The organism is Phytoactinopolyspora mesophila, from assembly GCF_010122465.1.
GTDB lineage: Bacteria > Actinomycetota > Actinomycetes > Jiangellales > Jiangellaceae > Phytoactinopolyspora > Phytoactinopolyspora mesophila.
Genome location: NZ_WLZY01000003.1, coordinates 85,059 through 99,953, shown reverse-complemented (window position 1 = coordinate 99,953; position 14,895 = coordinate 85,059). Strand labels below are relative to the sequence as shown.

At 67.1% G+C, this 14,895-nt stretch carries 12 protein-coding genes; 9 read left to right on the top strand and 3 right to left on the bottom strand.

Features of this window, described 5'->3' with window-relative positions; translation table 11 throughout:
* The first annotated feature begins 62 nt into the window (after window positions 1-62).
* Entirely contained in the window at window positions 63-2,804 is a 2,742-nt protein-coding gene (locus F7O44_RS10275; protein ID WP_162450166.1) for a CBM35 domain-containing protein, read from the top strand.
* Window positions 2,805-2,941: 137 nt separating this feature from the next.
* Here the strand turns inward: F7O44_RS10275 and F7O44_RS10270 are convergent, their stop codons facing one another.
* Window positions 2,942-4,105 (bottom strand): acyl-CoA dehydrogenase family protein, encoded by a 1,164-nt coding sequence (locus F7O44_RS10270; RefSeq protein ID WP_162450165.1) that lies wholly within the window; start codon window positions 4,103-4,105, stop codon window positions 2,942-2,944.
* A gap of 124 nt (window positions 4,106-4,229) precedes the next feature.
* Here F7O44_RS10270 and F7O44_RS10265 point away from each other — a divergent pair, with 124 nt between their 5' ends.
* Window positions 4,230-4,508, top strand: coding sequence for an acylphosphatase (locus F7O44_RS10265; protein WP_162450164.1), 279 nt, complete (start codon window positions 4,230-4,232; stop codon window positions 4,506-4,508).
* Between the two features lie 22 nt (window positions 4,509-4,530).
* Window positions 4,531-5,355, top strand: a complete 825-nt coding sequence (locus tag F7O44_RS10260; protein WP_162450163.1) for a TIGR03619 family F420-dependent LLM class oxidoreductase — start codon at window positions 4,531-4,533, stop codon at window positions 5,353-5,355.
* Between the two features lie 34 nt (window positions 5,356-5,389).
* Here the strand turns inward: F7O44_RS10260 and F7O44_RS10255 are convergent, their stop codons facing one another.
* Window positions 5,390-6,157: a GntR family transcriptional regulator gene (locus tag F7O44_RS10255; RefSeq protein ID WP_162450162.1), complete on the bottom strand. Its 768-nt coding sequence runs from the start codon at window positions 6,155-6,157 to the stop codon at window positions 5,390-5,392.
* Window positions 6,158-6,238: 81 nt separating this feature from the next.
* On the opposite strand from F7O44_RS10255, the gene F7O44_RS10250 reads away from it, so the two are divergent.
* The 6 genes from F7O44_RS10250 to nagA all read left to right on the top strand — a co-directional run bounded on the left by F7O44_RS10250 (window position 6,239) and on the right by nagA (window position 12,959).
* Window positions 6,239-7,318: a Gfo/Idh/MocA family protein gene (locus F7O44_RS10250; RefSeq protein ID WP_281353504.1), complete on the top strand. Its 1,080-nt coding sequence runs from the start codon at window positions 6,239-6,241 to the stop codon at window positions 7,316-7,318.
* 2 nt (window positions 7,319-7,320) lie between these two features.
* Complete coding sequence (locus F7O44_RS10245) at window positions 7,321-8,388, top strand: Gfo/Idh/MocA family protein (protein WP_162450160.1); 1,068 nt, start codon at window positions 7,321-7,323, stop codon at window positions 8,386-8,388.
* Between the two features lie 59 nt (window positions 8,389-8,447).
* The gene (locus tag F7O44_RS10240; protein ID WP_162450159.1) at window positions 8,448-9,845 is read left to right on the top strand and encodes an ABC transporter substrate-binding protein; all 1,398 of its coding nucleotides are present in this window, start codon (window positions 8,448-8,450) and stop codon (window positions 9,843-9,845) included.
* On the top strand, window positions 9,842-10,822 hold the full coding sequence (locus tag F7O44_RS10235) for a carbohydrate ABC transporter permease (RefSeq protein ID WP_162450158.1): 981 nt from the start codon (window positions 9,842-9,844) through the stop codon (window positions 10,820-10,822). Before F7O44_RS10240 ends, F7O44_RS10235 begins: the two co-directional genes overlap by 4 nt.
* Window positions 10,823-10,893: 71 nt before the next feature.
* Window positions 10,894-11,778 (top strand): carbohydrate ABC transporter permease, encoded by an 885-nt coding sequence (locus F7O44_RS10230; RefSeq protein ID WP_425501385.1) that lies wholly within the window; start codon window positions 10,894-10,896, stop codon window positions 11,776-11,778.
* Complete coding sequence (gene nagA, locus F7O44_RS10225; RefSeq protein ID WP_162450156.1) at window positions 11,775-12,959, top strand: N-acetylglucosamine-6-phosphate deacetylase; 1,185 nt, start codon at window positions 11,775-11,777, stop codon at window positions 12,957-12,959. Before F7O44_RS10230 ends, nagA begins: the two co-directional genes overlap by 4 nt.
* A gap of 224 nt (window positions 12,960-13,183) precedes the next feature.
* Here the strand turns inward: nagA and F7O44_RS10220 are convergent, their stop codons facing one another.
* Window positions 13,184-14,533 (bottom strand): GGDEF domain-containing protein, encoded by a 1,350-nt coding sequence (locus F7O44_RS10220; protein ID WP_162450155.1) that lies wholly within the window; start codon window positions 14,531-14,533, stop codon window positions 13,184-13,186.
* Window positions 14,534-14,895 lie beyond the last annotated feature (362 nt).

Sequence of the window (14,895 nt, the reverse complement as noted above, 5' to 3'; positions counted from 1 at the left end):
AGGGTCTCGCGCAGTACCAGGGGAGCCGTTGTCTGTCCGATGGAACGCGAAATGGAGAAGACATGCGAAGATGGATCACTCTGGTCGCGACGTTGAGCGTCGTGGCCGGTACAGTCACCGCGGTGACCACGTCCCAGCAAGAAGCCCGGGCGGACGGAGCCCAAGAGCTGCGCGTGGATCTTGGTCAGCGCACCGGCGAGTTCTTCGGCGCAGGTAGCGGTGTCCTGTACGGCCTGAGCGACGACGGCGTCCCCAGCGACAACACTCTCGAACCGCTGCGGATGCACAGCATCGCCCAGAAGCCGCCGGCCGGCGCCCAGCACCCCAACGGTGACTCGCTTGTGGTGGCTGAGCCGTTCTTCCGAACCGGTGGCGAGTACATCCAGATCTACGTGCAGGACATGTTCGAGGAATGGGAATACGAGAACCCGGGCGGAGTGGTCCCATGTAACGACGTCTGCTTCGACGTCTACATGGAGAAGCTGGCGTGGGTGGTCGATCAGGTCGTGGACAGCCCGCATGCGGACCGGTTCGTCTACGTGCCATTCAACGAGCCGGATCACATCTGGTACGGGCTGGGTACCGGTAACAATGCTCTCTATCAGCAGCGGATGGCTGTGTTCCTCGAGCACTGGAAGACCGCCGTGGAATACATCCGGGAGAATCATCCCGGAGCGCGCGTCGTCGGCATGAACGACGCGACGTTCCGAGAGCGCAACTACCGGGACTTTCTCACTTTCGCGCGCGACAACGACGTCCTGCCGGACATCACCGCCTGGCATCAACTGCCGTCGAACAGCTTGGAGCCGTCGAGCTCGAACTACTTCCGCAACACCTACGAGATCTACCGCGGTCTGGAGCAGGAGTTCGGCATCACCGCTCGGCCGATCGACATCAACGAGTACGGCGGTAACCGGGATCTGACCGTTCCGGGCCAGCTGATCCAGTGGGTGGCCATGTTCGAGGAGGCGAAGGTCGCAGCGGGCGGCAAGGCCTACTGGACCGCCGCAGGGGGGCTCGCCGGCGACGTCGTGCAGACCAACAAGCCGGGTGGCGGGTGGTGGTTCTACAAGATGTACGCGGACCTGCACGGCGGCGAGACAGTTCAGGTGACCCGGCCGGACACCACGAGCCTTGACGCCCTCGACGCCATCGGGGTGGTGGACGACGAGCGTCGTCAGGCGCGGGTGGTGGCGGGTGGTACAGCCGGCGATTTCGACGTCGTGCTCGACAACGTCGACACGGACCTGTTCGGCGACACCGTGCACGTCGCGCTTTCGGCGACCACCTGGAGTGGGCAGAACTCCGATGCGCCACCGCCGGTGGTTCTTCTCGAGGAGGACTTCGTGGTCGACGGCGGAACAGTCACGGTGCCCGTCCGTGGGCTCGGCGTTCACGGTGACGGTGGTCCGAACGTCGACCTGATGGCGGCCTACGAGATCGTGGTGTCGCCGGGCGGCAACGGCACCCGGGAAGCTCCGGATCTGCCGTGGCGGGCTTCCTACGAGGCCGAAGATGCCACTATCGAATCGGGCCAGGTCTACACGCAGGGCACGCCGCAGAACTGGAACACCGGAGCCGCGTCGGGCAACCGAGACGTCGGTTCGCTCAACCAGGAGGACAGCTCGGTCACGTTCGAGGTGGAGGTGCCGGAGGCGGGCGAGTACCGGCTGGGCATCATGTACGGCAACCAGACGGGCCAGCCGTCTCAACAGGTGTTGACCGTCAACGGTGACCAGGCACAGTTCGTTGACTACGAAGCGACGATGAGCTGGGTGTGGCGTACGCGCAAGGATGTGACGATCGAGCTGCAAGAAGGGGCCAACGAGATCCGCCTGGCGACGTCGCATCCCGAGTTGGGCAGGGCTGTAGGTGAGGCCACGCTGGACCGGATCGACCTGGAACGGATCACCAGCGACGGTCCCGTGACCCGCCGGTACGAGGCGGAGAATTCCCAGACGAGCGGCAACGTCGCCTTCCAGTACGACCGGCCCGACCAGTCCGGCGCCGGGTACATCGAGCTCAAGCGTGGTGGCGAGGCGTTGTTCGCCGTCTACGCCGAGGAGGACGGCTACTACGATCTGGAGTTCCGCCACAACAGTCCCGGTCGCCCGGGGTCCGTCGTCGCCGAGATCGGCCTCGACAGGCGTCCGGTCGACGGCGGGACGTTGCGGGCAGCACCAGGCGGTGACTTCTGGAGCGTCGACAGCCACCGGCTGTTCCTCTCCGCCGGTGTCAACCGGGTCACGGTCGAGCCGGCCGGAGCAGCGCCGGTACGGCTGGACGCACTGAATGTGACCCGGGCCGTCGACGGGGAGCTGCCGGTGCAGTCGATCGAGGCCGAAGACGCTGAGCTGGGCGGGTCGGCGGCGGTCGAAGCCCACAGCCACGCGTCGGGAGGACACTACGTCGGCTGGGTGGGGCAGGGACCGGAGAACCGGGTGACGTTCGAGGTGGAGGCCGATCGCGCCGGCGAGCACCTGCTGGTCGTCCACTACGCCCACGATGAGCGGGACGAGGGGCATCCGTACAACACCGATATCGTCTCCCGGCCGATCGACATCTCGGTCAACGGTGGTGAGTCCAACCGATTCTGGTTCAAGAACACCTGGTCCTGGGGCAACTGGTGGGCCAGGGGCGTGCCGGTCACGCTCGATGCCGGTACAAACGAGATCGCGCTGTACAACGACCCGGCCAACAGCGCCACGGCGGAAGGCTGCCCGGCGCCGTGTATGCCGGTGCTCGACAGCGAATGGGCTCCCAACCTCGACAAGTTCGAGATCGCGCCGATCCGCATCGAGTAGGTCTGCCGGCGATGGGTGCGGCTGACGTGCCGCGGCCGCACCCATCCGGGAGACTTCGATACCGCCAGGTGGGTTTATCGGGCCGATTCGACGTTTTCAGCCACCTGGCGGTATCGAAGTCGGTCCACGCGACCTGGCTACACGTTCCCCTTCAGCAACTGCCTCGCCATCACCAGGCGCTGGATCTGGTTGGTGCCTTCGTAGATCTGGGTGATCTTGGCGTCGCGCATCATTCGCTCGACGGGGTAGTCGCGGGTGTATCCGTAGCCGCCGAACAGCTGGACCGCGTCGGTGGTGACTTCCATGGCGACATCCGAGGCGAAGCACTTGGCGGCGGCACCCAGGAACGGGAGGTTTGGCTCGTTGCGTTCGCTGGCGGCAGCGGCCCGGTAGACCATCTGGCGGGCGGCCTCGACCTTCATCGCCATATCGGCCAGCATGAACTGCACGCCCTGGAAGTCGGAGATGGGTTTGCCGAACTGCTGGCGTTCCTTCACGTAGTCGGTGGCGGCGGCCAGCGCGCCGTCGGCGATACCCACGGCCTGCGCGCCGATGGTGACCCGGGTGTGGTCCAGGGTGCGCAGCGCGAGCTTCAGGCCCTCGCCGGGTTCACCCACCATGCGGTCGCCCGGGATACGGCATTTGTCGAAGAGCAGCTCACGGGTGGGGGAGCCTTTGATGCCGAGCTTGCGTTCCAGCGCCCCGACGGAGAACCCGTCGTCATCGTCATGTACAACGAAGGCGCTGATGCCGCGTGTCCCGGCCTCCGGGTCGGTCACGGCCATCACGGTGTAGTACTTCGACACTCCGGCGTTGGTGATCCATGACTTCTGGCCCGTCAGAACCCAGCCATCGCCGTCCGGCACGGCTCTGGTCTTCATAGACGCTGTGTCCGAGCCTGCCTCGCGCTCGGAGAGGCCGTAGGAGAACATCGCCTCGCCGCTGGCAACCGGCGGCAGGTAGCGGTCTTTGACGTCGTCGGCTGCGGCGAGGAGCAAGGGCATGGTGCCGAGCTTGTTCACCGCGGGAATGAGTGAGCTGGAGGCGCAGACCCGCGCCACTTCTTCGATGACGATGCACGTGGCCAGGGCATCGGCACCGGCCCCGCCGTACTGTTCGGGGATGTGCGGAGCGTGGAAGTCAGTGGCGCGCAGGGCGTCGTAGGAGGCTTTCGGGAACTCGGCGTTCTCATCCGCCTCGGCCGCGTGGGGTGCGACCTTGGTAGCGCATACGTCACGGACGGCATCGCGGATCGCTCCGTGCTCGTCGGTGAGCTTGTACAGGTCGAAGTCGGCGCTCATGGCCACATGTTACTGGCTGGTAGCAACGGGGGACAGGCCTTGAAGTCAGGAGTGAGAAGCTCCACATGCGCGGATGCGGGCAGACTTCTGGCGCGGCCGGTGTTCCTGCGCGAGGCTGGGGGACATGAGCGCGTCGCTGATTCGTCGAAGAGTGGTCGTTCACGGCATGGTGCAGGGTGTCTTCTTCCGGGACACCTGTCGTCGCGAAGCCGTTCGGCACGGCGTCGGCGGCTGGGTCCGGAACAACGCCGACGGCACGGTCGAGGCCGTGTTCGAGGGGCAGCCCGAAGGGGTCGAAGCCATGGTCGCGTGGGCTCGGCAGGGCCCGCCGTCTGCCCAGGTGCGGCAGGTGGACACGACGGATGAACAGGTCGAGGGCGTGACCGGGTTCGACGTCCGTTGACCCGCCCAACGATCATTGACTGATGGCGACGGCACTACACGCGATCCTGCCCAGCGAATCGGTTGGGATGGAGCCGCAGCACATCGTGAGCCTTGCTCGCACGGCGGAGGATCTCGGGTACGACATGGTTTGGCTACCCGACCACCTTCTTCCGCCCAGGCCGTACGGCACCACCTACGGCGGGGTCTACGAGCCGCTGATCACGATGACGGCGATCGCCGCGGCGACGAGCCGCATCCGCTTCGGGACATCTGTGCTGGTGCTGCCGTTGCGGGATCCTTTCTTGCTTGCCAAACAGGCCTCCACGCTGGAACGGCTCGCGCCCGGCCGGCTCACTCTTGGCGTCGGCACCGGGTGGGACGCCGTCGAGTTCGCCGCCGTCGGAGCTGATTTTGCCAACCGGGGTGCCCGCGCGGACGAGGCCCTCCGGCTGATCCGGCACTTGCACGAACACGGCCGCGGGCCGTTCAACGGCCAGCACTACGGGTTCGGCGCCGGGGAATTCGCGCCCCTTCCGTCATCGCCAGTGCCGATCATGGTCGGTGGCACCTCCGGCGCAGCGCTGCGTCGAGCCGCTCGCTACGCCGACGTCTGGCAGGGTGTGGGGCTCGACGAGGCTGGATTCCGGGAGCGTGTCGGTGATCTCCGGCGCCGCGCTGAGCGGCCCATCGAGGTCGGCACCCGGACGAGTATGGACGCGGGCACGACGGCGGCCGCTGCCGTCGCGGAGGCGTCAGGGCTTGCCGAAGCCGGTGCCGATCATGTGGCCGTGTGGTTCGGATCGTTCGACGGCTACTCGGACCGGATGGCCGAGTTCGCCCACCTATGGCGACAGGCGCACGATTGACCGCGTCCGGCATCTAACGCCGCGACGCCGTGCGTCACAGTTGGGTGCCCGGCGGGGCCGCGGTGTTGTACGTCTCGGTGATGGTTGTCGGTGAGCCGGCGGAGCCGAAGTTGGTGATGAATCGGTAGCGGTCACCACGGTAGACCGACGACACGAACTCGATCACCGTTGCGTCGGCGTCCTGGGTGGTGCGCTCGAACAGGAACGCCGGCGTGTACAGCGGAACGCCGAGCAGTTCGGACTCGTGCTCATCGGTGCATGTCGCTTCGGTGACGCGGGTGCCTGAGTGCACGGTGATCCCCCAGCGTTCCTTCAGCATGGCGTAGAAGCTGTGCTGCTCGAGATCCTCGGCAGTGAGGCCGGGCACCCGGGCTTCGGCGACGTGCAGCCTCTCGACAGCCATCGGCTCGCCGTCGGCCAGTCGGAGTCGCACCGCCCGGACCACGTGGTCGCGAGGTGAGATACCAAGCTGGCGGGCTTGCTGTGGCCCGGCTGGCGCAATGCTGAACTCCACCGTGCGGCTGGAGGCTTTGAGTCCGCGCCCCTCGACGTAGTCGCTGAACGACGTCAGCTCTGCCGGATAACTCAGCTTGGGAGACGACACGAACGCGCCGCGCCCGGGCTGCCGGATGACGCGACCCTCGGCGGCGAGCTCATCCATGACGGTGCGCAGTGTCATCCGGGCGACGTTCAACTGCTCGGCGAGTTGCCGCTCCGGCGGGAGCGGGTGCCAATTGGGCAGGTCGGCGATCAAGTCGAGCAGGGCGCGGCGGACCGCTTCGCGCTTGCTTTCACCGCTCATGCCGTTTCCCCTCGTGACCTGCTGCCGACGCCCATGGGAAGTCTCTCACATAGACCATCGGCATACTAGCGCGACCAGCGAATGTGCACCGAAGATGAGCTATGCCTTGCCAAAAAATGGTCCATCGGTCTAGTGTCTCGTGGCAACGCCCTCCCGGGCGGTTCCACACGAGGGAGACCCATGAGCGGCATTCGGATCGGCCTCATCGGTGCTGGCGGCATCGCGACCAGGCATCTGCCTGCGTGGTTGAGCCTGGGTGCCGAGGTGGTCGTCTATTCGGAGCGCGGCGCGCGCGAGCTGACCGAACGATTCGGTGGAACTGCGGTCGCGTCGCTGGACGAGTTGCTGGAGTGTTGCGACGTCGTCGACGTCGTGACACCCACGCCGGTACATCGCGTATGTGCCGAGACTGCCCTGCGGGCGGGCAAAGACGTGATCTGCGAGAAGCCGCTGGCCCGTCATCACGATGACGCCGTGGCGATGGCCCGGCTTGCCGACCAGGAGGGCCGGCAACTCTTGCCCGCACACGTCGTGCGTTTTCGCGCCGAGTATGCCGCTATGCGCGCGGCCGTCCACGAGGGCCGGATCGGTGTGCCCGCGGTGGCGCGGTACAGCAGGACGGCTCCGTTCCCGGCATGGTCGTCGTGGTTCGCCGATCCGCAGGAATCCGGCGGGGTGGTCCTCGACCTGCTGATCCATGACCTGGACATCGCCCACTGGGTCTGCGGGGAGGTCACCGAGGTTTATGCCGTGACCTCGCAAGCGCAGCACCAGGGGACGCCGACGGCGACGGCGCACGCCGTGCTGACCCACGCCAACGGCGCCATCAGCCACGTGACCGGCACGTGGGGCGCACCAGGAATCCGGTTGACCACCAGCTACCACGTGTCCGGGACACACGGTGTGCTGAGCTTCGACTCCGCGGCCGAGCACACCATCCGGCTCAACACTCCCGACGGCGCGGGGGCGCCGGATGTCCGGGCCGGAGGGGATCCGTTCTTGGGGGAATTGCGGGAGTTCAGCCGGGCGATCGGCGGGGGACCGCCCGCCCGGCTGAACGCGCGGGACGGCATCATCGCCGTCGATCTGGCGCTGGCCGCCTTGGAGTCCATCCGGACCGGCAAGGCCGTGCCGTTTCTCACCTGGAACGGGGGGTGGTGACCATGCCCAGCCAGAAGGCGCTGCACGACGGGGGACGGACGCTGCGGGTCGGCGTGATGTCGTTCGCGCATCTGCATGCCGCCGGTTTCGCCGGTGTATTGCAGGGGCGCCCGGACGTCGAACTGATGTGTGCCGATCCGGACGCTGCCGCCGCCCCGGCGGGCGAGCTGCGCGGCGCCGCGCTGGCCGCTGATCTTGGCCTGCCCTACGTCGACACTTACGACGAGCTGTTCGCCTGGCGGCCCGACGCCGTGGTGGTGTGCAGCGAGAACGCCCGCCACCGGCCGCTCGTGGAACGGGCGGCAGCGGCCGGTGTACACGTTCTGTGTGAAAAGCCGCTGGCCACCAGTGTCGACGATGCTCAGGCCATGATCGACGCGTGCGACGCGGCGGGTGTGTTCTTGATGACCGCGCTCCCGGTGCGATTCGCCCCGAGTTTTCAGGCGCTGTGCGCGGCGGTCGAGGCCGGCCGGCTCGGCGACGTGCTCGGAGCCACCGGGACGAACAACGGCTGGCTGCCCTCAGGGCGTGCCTGGTTCACCGACCCTGCGCTGGCCGGCGGTGGGGCCATCGCCGACCACACGGTGCACGTCGCGGACCTGCTCGACTGCTTGCTCGGCAGCCAGGCGGTGCGGGTCCGGGCGGTGAGCAACCGCGTCCTGCACGCGGACAACCCGGCCGTCGCCACCGAAACCGGCGGGCTTGTCTCGATCGCCTACGACAACGGCGTGGTCGCGACCATCGACTGCTCGTGGAGCCAGCCGCCGCACGCACCGACCTGGGGCGGCGTGACGCTCGAGGTGGTAGGCACAGCCGGCACCATGCGGATCGATCCGTACGCCGCCCGCGTCGGCGGGTTCGACGAGAACGCCCGCCGGGAGATGTGGATCCCGTACGGCGACAGCCCCAAAGCCCGCCTGCTCGATGCCTTTCTCAACGGGATCCGCACCGGCGTGGCTCCCCAGCCGGACGGACACACGGGCCTGCGCCTGGTGCGGATCGTCGTGGCCGCTCAAGAGTCCGCACGGACGGGACAGCCCGTCGATCTCGACCTGATGCCCGCCGCATGAGTGGGGCTCGATTTCGGACGCGGCCCCGTTGAAACGGGGCCAATAGAGGAGTTGCTGTCATGACCATACGAAGCACAGCACGAACACTGGCCGCGATCGGCGCCGTGGCGGCGCTCGGCCTGGCCGCATGCGGTTCCGACGACGGCGACGCCGCCGCCACGGAAGGCGGCGAGATCGTCTTCTGGACACCGCACACCACCCCGCAACGGCTGGCGATCCAGGAGGAGGTGGCTGCGGCGTTCACCGCCGAGACCGGTATCGAGGTCGACGTCGTCGGACTCGACGCGGCCGGTGCGAATCAGGCCATCGTCGCGGGGGCCGCCTCCGGTGATATGCCCGACGTCGTCCTGCACCGTCCGGACCAGACCGCGTCGTGGGCCGAACAGGGTCTGCTGGACCCCGATGCGGCCCAGGAGGTCTTCGAGCGGCTCGGTCCGGAAACGTTCAGCCAGCATGCCGTGGATCTGGTGACGCTCGACGGTGAGTTGCAGGCGGTGCCCAGCGACGGCTGGGGCCAGTTCCTCTACTACCGCAGTGATCTGTTCGACGACGCCGGGGTCGAGCCGCCGTCGTCGCTGGAGGACATCGCCGACGCGGCCGCGGCTCTGAACGACGCCGGCACCACGGGGATCGTGCTCGGCACCGCGCCGGGTGAGGACTACACGACTCAGACGCTGGAGACGCTGGCCCTGATGAACGATTGCCAGCTCTTCACCGGATCCGAGGTGAGCCTCAGCTCCGGCCAATGCGCGGCGGCGCTGGCCGAGTACCAGCGGATCCAGGCGGAGTCGGTCAACGGAGACCAGGACGTCGAGAGCACCCGAGCCGCCTACCTGGCCGGCGACGCCGCCATGACGCTCTGGTCGTCACATTTCCTCGACGAGCTGGCTGGCTTGGATCCGAACTTCCCGGTGAGCTGCGACGAGTGCGCGGACGACCCGCAGCACCTGGCGAAGAACACCGGTGTTGTCGGGCTGTTCACCGGGCCGGACAACCCGACTCCCACCACCTACGGCCTGACCATGAACCTCGGAATCACTCGCGGCGCGGACACCGAGGCCGCACAGCTGTGGGTGGAGTACGCGTTGTCGGAGGGCTACATCGAGCTGCTGTCCAGTGCCACCGAAGGCCGGATCCCGGTACGGACCGGAACACCGGAGGACCCGGACGTCTTCGTGCGGGAGTGGCGTAGTCAGCCGCTCGGCGCGGACCCGTCGGCCCAGATGCCGTTCGACGAGGTGTACTCCGACGACGTCATCACCGCGGTGGTCGACGGCGCGAACGGCTTCTCCCGCTGGGGTCTGGGCACCGAGCACGCGGCGGTGGCCGGCAGCCTCGCGGCGCAGAACGCGCTCGCCGAAGACCTGCAGTCGCTGTTCGGGGGCGCGGACCCGGCGTCCGTGGCGGAGGCCATGCAAGCGACGGCGGAGGCGGCGGCCGGAGGCTCCGGAGAATGACTACCGGCGTCGAGCGGTGGCGCGGGGGCGCCACCGCCCCCACACGCCGCCGCCGGCGCTCCGAGATGGCCCGGCGTGAGGACCGCGCGGGGCGGCTGCTGGTGACACCCACCTTTCTGGTGGTGGTCGCGGTAGTCCTGGTGCCGTTCGGGGCGACGCTGCTCTTCGCCTTCCAGGATCTTCGCGTCATCGACATCCCCACGATGTCGTTGACCGATCTACGGTTGACGTGGGACAACTTCTCCGAGGTCACGTCCAGCTCAGGGTTCTGGACCGCGATGCGCACCACCCTGATCTACGCGGCGCTGACCACGATCGGCTCCATCGGCACCGGTCTGGTCGTTGCACTGGCGCTGCGTAAACCCTTCCGTGGGCGGGCTATCGTTCGCGGGCTGGTGCTGGTTCCGTTCGTCCTGCCGGTGGTAGCCGCGGTGATGATCTGGAAGACGCTGCTCAACACCCAGTACGGCTTCGTCAACGCCTTCGGGCAGGAGTTCCTCGGCTGGGAGGCGCCGATCTCGTTCCTCGCCACCGTCAGTCATGAGATCGGCGGGGTGAGCGTGCCGATGACGCTCCTCGTTGTGGTCGTGTTCGAGATCTGGAAGTCATTCCCGCTGGCCTATCTGTTCATCATGGCGCGGCTGCAGGCAGCCCAGGCCGATATCGAGGAAGCCGCGCTGATCGACGGGGCGTCGCCGCTGCAGAGCTTCCGGCACGTCATCGCCCCGCAGCTGTACGGCGTGATCGCGCTACTGAGCGTGCTGCGGTTCATCTGGTCCTTCCAGAATTTCAACGACATCTACCTGCTCACCGGCGGTGCCGGGGGCACCCAGGTGATCGCGGTGCGCGTGTACGAGGAGATGGCGACCCGCGCGAACATCGGCACCGCCTCCGCGCTGGGCCTGGTGATGACCGTCGTGCTGCTCGGATTCCTCGTCGTCTACGTCCGGATGAGCCGAGCGGAGGTGGACCGATGAGCGCGTTGCCGCGCGCCGCTACCGGCGCTGAGGCCACCACTACCGGCGATCATCCGGTAGCCGGGGAACCCGTGAGCCGGCCGCGCGGCTCGAACCGGGTCGCGATCGAGACGAAGGTCTTCCGGGTCCTGCGCTGGCTGATCATCGCGGCGACCGTGTTCGTGTGCGCCGGTCCGCTGCTCTACGGGATCTTCCTGTCCATGCGGTCGATGACCGACGTGGTCAACAATCCGCTGAACGTCATCCCCATGCCGGGCGAGTGGGATCTGTCGTCTTATGGAACCGCGTTGCGTTCCGAGAGCGACGGCGGATTCGGGCTCTCGCGCTTCATGGGCAACTCCGCCATGGTGGCGCTCGGCACCATGGTCCTGGTCATCACCTTCTCGGTGCTCGGCGCATATGCCGCCGTGCGGCTGAGGTTCTTCGGGAGGGACACGGTCAACGGCCTGTTCCTTGCCGTCTACCTGGTTCCGACCATCGTGCTCGCGGTGCCGCTGTTCGTGATGTTCTCCCGGATGGGTTTGCGTCGCTCCCTGTTCACCCTGGTGATCATCTACCTCGCGCAGACGGTGCCGGTGGCGTTGTACATGCTGCGTAACTACTTCATTGCCGTGCCGCCCTCCGTCGAGGAAGCAGCGATGATCGACGGCTGCACCCGCTTGCAGACGATCCGGAAGGTGGTCATCCCGATGGCCATGCCCGGCATCGTGGCGACGGCCCTGTACGTCTTCATGATCGCGTGGAACGAGTTCCTCTTCGCGTTGCTCTTCCTCGTGGACGACCGTCCGCGGTGGACGGTGTCGCTCGGCGTGCACCAGCTCAGCGATTCGCTGACGGTGTCCCCGACGATCCTCATGGCCGGCTCCATCGCCATCACCGTGCCCATCGTCGTCGTCTTCATGTTCGCGCAGAAGGCCCTCGTGTCCGGCCTGACAAGCGGCGCGGAGAAAGGATGACGACGGCGGGATCGGCTCGGACGCCGCTGCTGGTGACCAACGGGCGCATCGTCACACCCACCGAGACATTCGATACCGGCTGGTTGCGGACCGACGGCACCGTTATCTCGGCGCTCGGTTCCGGCCCGGTACCGGCTCATGCGGCCGCGAACGCGACGGAGCTGGATGCCGGTCGCAGGTGGGTCGGTCCGGGTTTCATCGACCTCCACATTCACGGCGGCGGCGGCCACGAGATCATGGAGGGCCGCGAGGACGCGCTGGCCGGTGTCTCGTTCTTCCTGGCCAGGCATGGAACGACGGCTTTCCTCCCGACCACCTATACGGCCTCGCGCGAGGACACGCTGCACGTCCTGAAGATCATCGCCGCTCAGCAGGGCTCGGTCGACGGCGGCGCCACCGTGCTCGGCGCGCATATGGAGGGCCCGTACATCAGCCGTCGCCGCCGGGGCGCGCACCGGCAGCAATACATCCGCGAGGCCGACTGGGAAGAGCTGGACGCCTTCCTCGCGACGGGTGTGGTACGGCTGATGGCCGTCGCCCCCGAACAGCCTGGGAACGCGGGGCTGGTCGCCGCTTTGCGAGACCGCGGTGTGGCCGTCTCCGCGGGCCATACCGACGCCACGTTCGAGGACATGCTGGCCGCGGCGGACGCCGGTGTCTCGCAGGTGACGCACGTATTCAACGGGATGCGCGGGGTGCACCATCGCGAGCCTGGGGCAGCCGGCGCGGCCCTCCTCCTCGACCAGATCTCGTGCGAGCTGATCGCAGACGGCATCCACGTCGATCCGGCGGTGCTGCGCCTCGTCCGGCAGGCGAAGGGCCGACGCGGCGTGATCTTGGTCAGCGACGCGGGTAAGGCCGCGGGCCTGGCCGACGGAGAGTACATTCGCGCGGGCCGGAAGATGACCGTGCGCGACGGCGCGATGCGGATGGCCGACGGCACCATCAGTTCGAGTACCAGCACACTCGACGTCGGCTTGCGCACCTACTGCGCGGCCAACGACCTTCCGTTCGACGCCGCGTGGGACTCGGTCAGCCGTAACGCCGCCGAGGCCATCGGGGTGGCCGACCGGAAGGGCACGTTGGAGCCGGGTAAGGACGCCGACGTCGTGATGCTGGACGACGACGGCCGGGTGGCAGCCACGATCGTTGAAGGGCGGCTCGTGCATCGGACCTGGTGAACGAGCGAACCGCACGTCAGCGCTGTACGTGCACCTGGACATCCGCGGGAGATTCGAGGATCTCCACGGCCCAGTGTGCCGGTGCCGAGCACGCCGCATCACGATCGGGATGTCAACGGTCACCGGCTGGCGCAATAAGGAAGCTTGTTGTTGCTGGGGCACCACAAGCTTCCTCATTGCGGCCCGTGGCGTCTGAGAACCCGCGCCCCTACGCGCCTGGGTACTTACTCGGAGATCGCCTGGTCGGCGGCGTTGGCCGCGTCCGGAGCGGGCGGGATTGCAACGCCGGGATCGTCGACGGTTGCCGATCGCAGCCGTACGGTGTTCCGGCCGTCGTTCTTCGCCTCGTACAGGGCGGAATCAGCCGCGAGGATGAGGTCGTCCATCGACGTGGTGTCGTCGGCCTCATGGAAAACCCCGCCGACGGACGCGGTGATATTGACCGCGTCTCCGGTTCCTGCGGGCGGGTCGAGGAAGATGGACTGTATTCGCAGCCGGATGCGCTCGGCGATGCGGTGGACGTTGTCCTCGGTGCCGACGTCCGGCAGCACAACGGCGAATTCCTCGCCGCCCCATCGTCCGCAAGCGTCGAGCTCGCGGACCTCACTACGCAGTTCGTCTGCGACGGCTCGAAGGGCCTTGTCTCCGAACGGATGCCCATAGGTGTCGTTGATCGACTTGAAATGGTCAAGATCGACGATGAGCACACCCAGGCTGGTCTGATGATGCCGAGCCCGGGCGAGCATGTCCTCCGCGAAGTCGTGCCATCGGCCCGCGGTGGCCAGCCCTGTCTTGCTGTCGATCCGCGCTGCGTGCTCGTACTGGCTGACCAGGAGGCCGCGGTGCATCGCGGCCAAAACCACGAGAACCACCGGCACGGCGACGGGATTCGCGACCAGGACGATCGCCACCAGGATGCCCAGCGCGGCCGCACCGGCCTCGAGGATCTGTTCACTGAAGTTCGAGAACAGGTCCGCCACGGAAGCCTGCGGATTGAATGCGGCGACCGCTGCCAGGATCAGCAGGAAATTCACCGCCCATGAGGCGGCGGCAGCCAGCATGATCACGCCGAGATCGGCCAAGCCGACGAGGAACGTGCCGCCGGGCAGCCCCGGGTAGGACCGCAGCCCGACTGCAAGAATCAGAATGGCGGCCTGTACCCCTAACAACACCGTGGAGCTGGAGTAGATCCACCGGTACGGCACCGCTTTGCGGCCCTTCACCCGTAGCCAGACGACCACTCGTATGGTGACGACCAGTATCGAGGCCAAGACCGGCGGCAGCACGATCACCGCGGCGACCATCCAGACAGCTGTCGAGTCGATATATGCGACATGTGGACGGTGGGCGAATGTCCGGCGGCGCTCAACGTGCCGGGTCAGTTCGATCGCGCCCAGCGCGCAGCCGGCCAGGAGTGCGAACCGCATGAGGTCCACATTTTCCACTGGGGCGAAGAAGGCGGTGATCACCGCCAGCGTGATCGCCAGGATGTTCACCACGACAACGAGCACGCGGACTGGCACGGGCAAACCCCACAGGGCCCAGCCCTTGCACCAGCGCCCTGCGCGGCTCATGCCACGTGCACCTGCCTCCACCTGGTCAAGCTGAAACGAGCCACCCGCTAGGAGCTCGATCGCACAAGCTTTTAGGGCGGACTATGGACAATAGACCCAGAGCGACCAATGTAGCAGCGTTCGGGCACCGAGGAGCGGACGGGCAAATGTGACATCTACCTATATTCCGTCCAGTGCGACAGGCTGCTTGTAAACCGGCAGGATCCGGCGAGGGAGAGGAGTGTCGTGATGCGTGCGAATAGCTGGGACTGAAGTGTGGCGGTGTTGGTGGTACGGCGAGGGAGAGGAGTGTCGTGATGCGTGCGAATAGCTGGGACTGAAGTGTGGCGGTGTTGGTGGTACGGCGAGGGAGAGGAGTGTCG

Excerpts from the sequence above, each read along its gene's own strand:
- F7O44_RS10275 (WP_162450166.1), top strand. The coding sequence starts at position 63 with ATGCGAAGATGGATCACTCTGGTCGCGACGTTGAGCGTCGTGGCCGGT.
- F7O44_RS10270 (WP_162450165.1), bottom strand. The coding sequence starts at position 4,105 with ATGAGCGCCGACTTCGACCTGTACAAGCTCACCGACGAGCACGGAGCG.
- F7O44_RS10265 (WP_162450164.1), top strand. The coding sequence starts at position 4,230 with ATGAGCGCGTCGCTGATTCGTCGAAGAGTGGTCGTTCACGGCATGGTG.
- F7O44_RS10260 (WP_162450163.1), top strand. The coding sequence starts at position 4,531 with ATGGCGACGGCACTACACGCGATCCTGCCCAGCGAATCGGTTGGGATG.
- F7O44_RS10255 (WP_162450162.1), bottom strand. The coding sequence starts at position 6,157 with ATGAGCGGTGAAAGCAAGCGCGAAGCGGTCCGCCGCGCCCTGCTCGAC.
- F7O44_RS10250 (WP_281353504.1), top strand. The coding sequence starts at position 6,239 with ATGTGCACCGAAGATGAGCTATGCCTTGCCAAAAAATGGTCCATCGGT.
- F7O44_RS10245 (WP_162450160.1), top strand. The coding sequence starts at position 7,321 with ATGCCCAGCCAGAAGGCGCTGCACGACGGGGGACGGACGCTGCGGGTC.
- F7O44_RS10240 (WP_162450159.1), top strand. The coding sequence starts at position 8,448 with ATGACCATACGAAGCACAGCACGAACACTGGCCGCGATCGGCGCCGTG.
- F7O44_RS10235 (WP_162450158.1), top strand. The coding sequence starts at position 9,842 with ATGACTACCGGCGTCGAGCGGTGGCGCGGGGGCGCCACCGCCCCCACA.
- nagA (WP_162450156.1), top strand. The coding sequence starts at position 11,775 with ATGACGACGGCGGGATCGGCTCGGACGCCGCTGCTGGTGACCAACGGG.
- F7O44_RS10220 (WP_162450155.1), bottom strand. The coding sequence starts at position 14,533 with ATGAGCCGCGCAGGGCGCTGGTGCAAGGGCTGGGCCCTGTGGGGTTTG.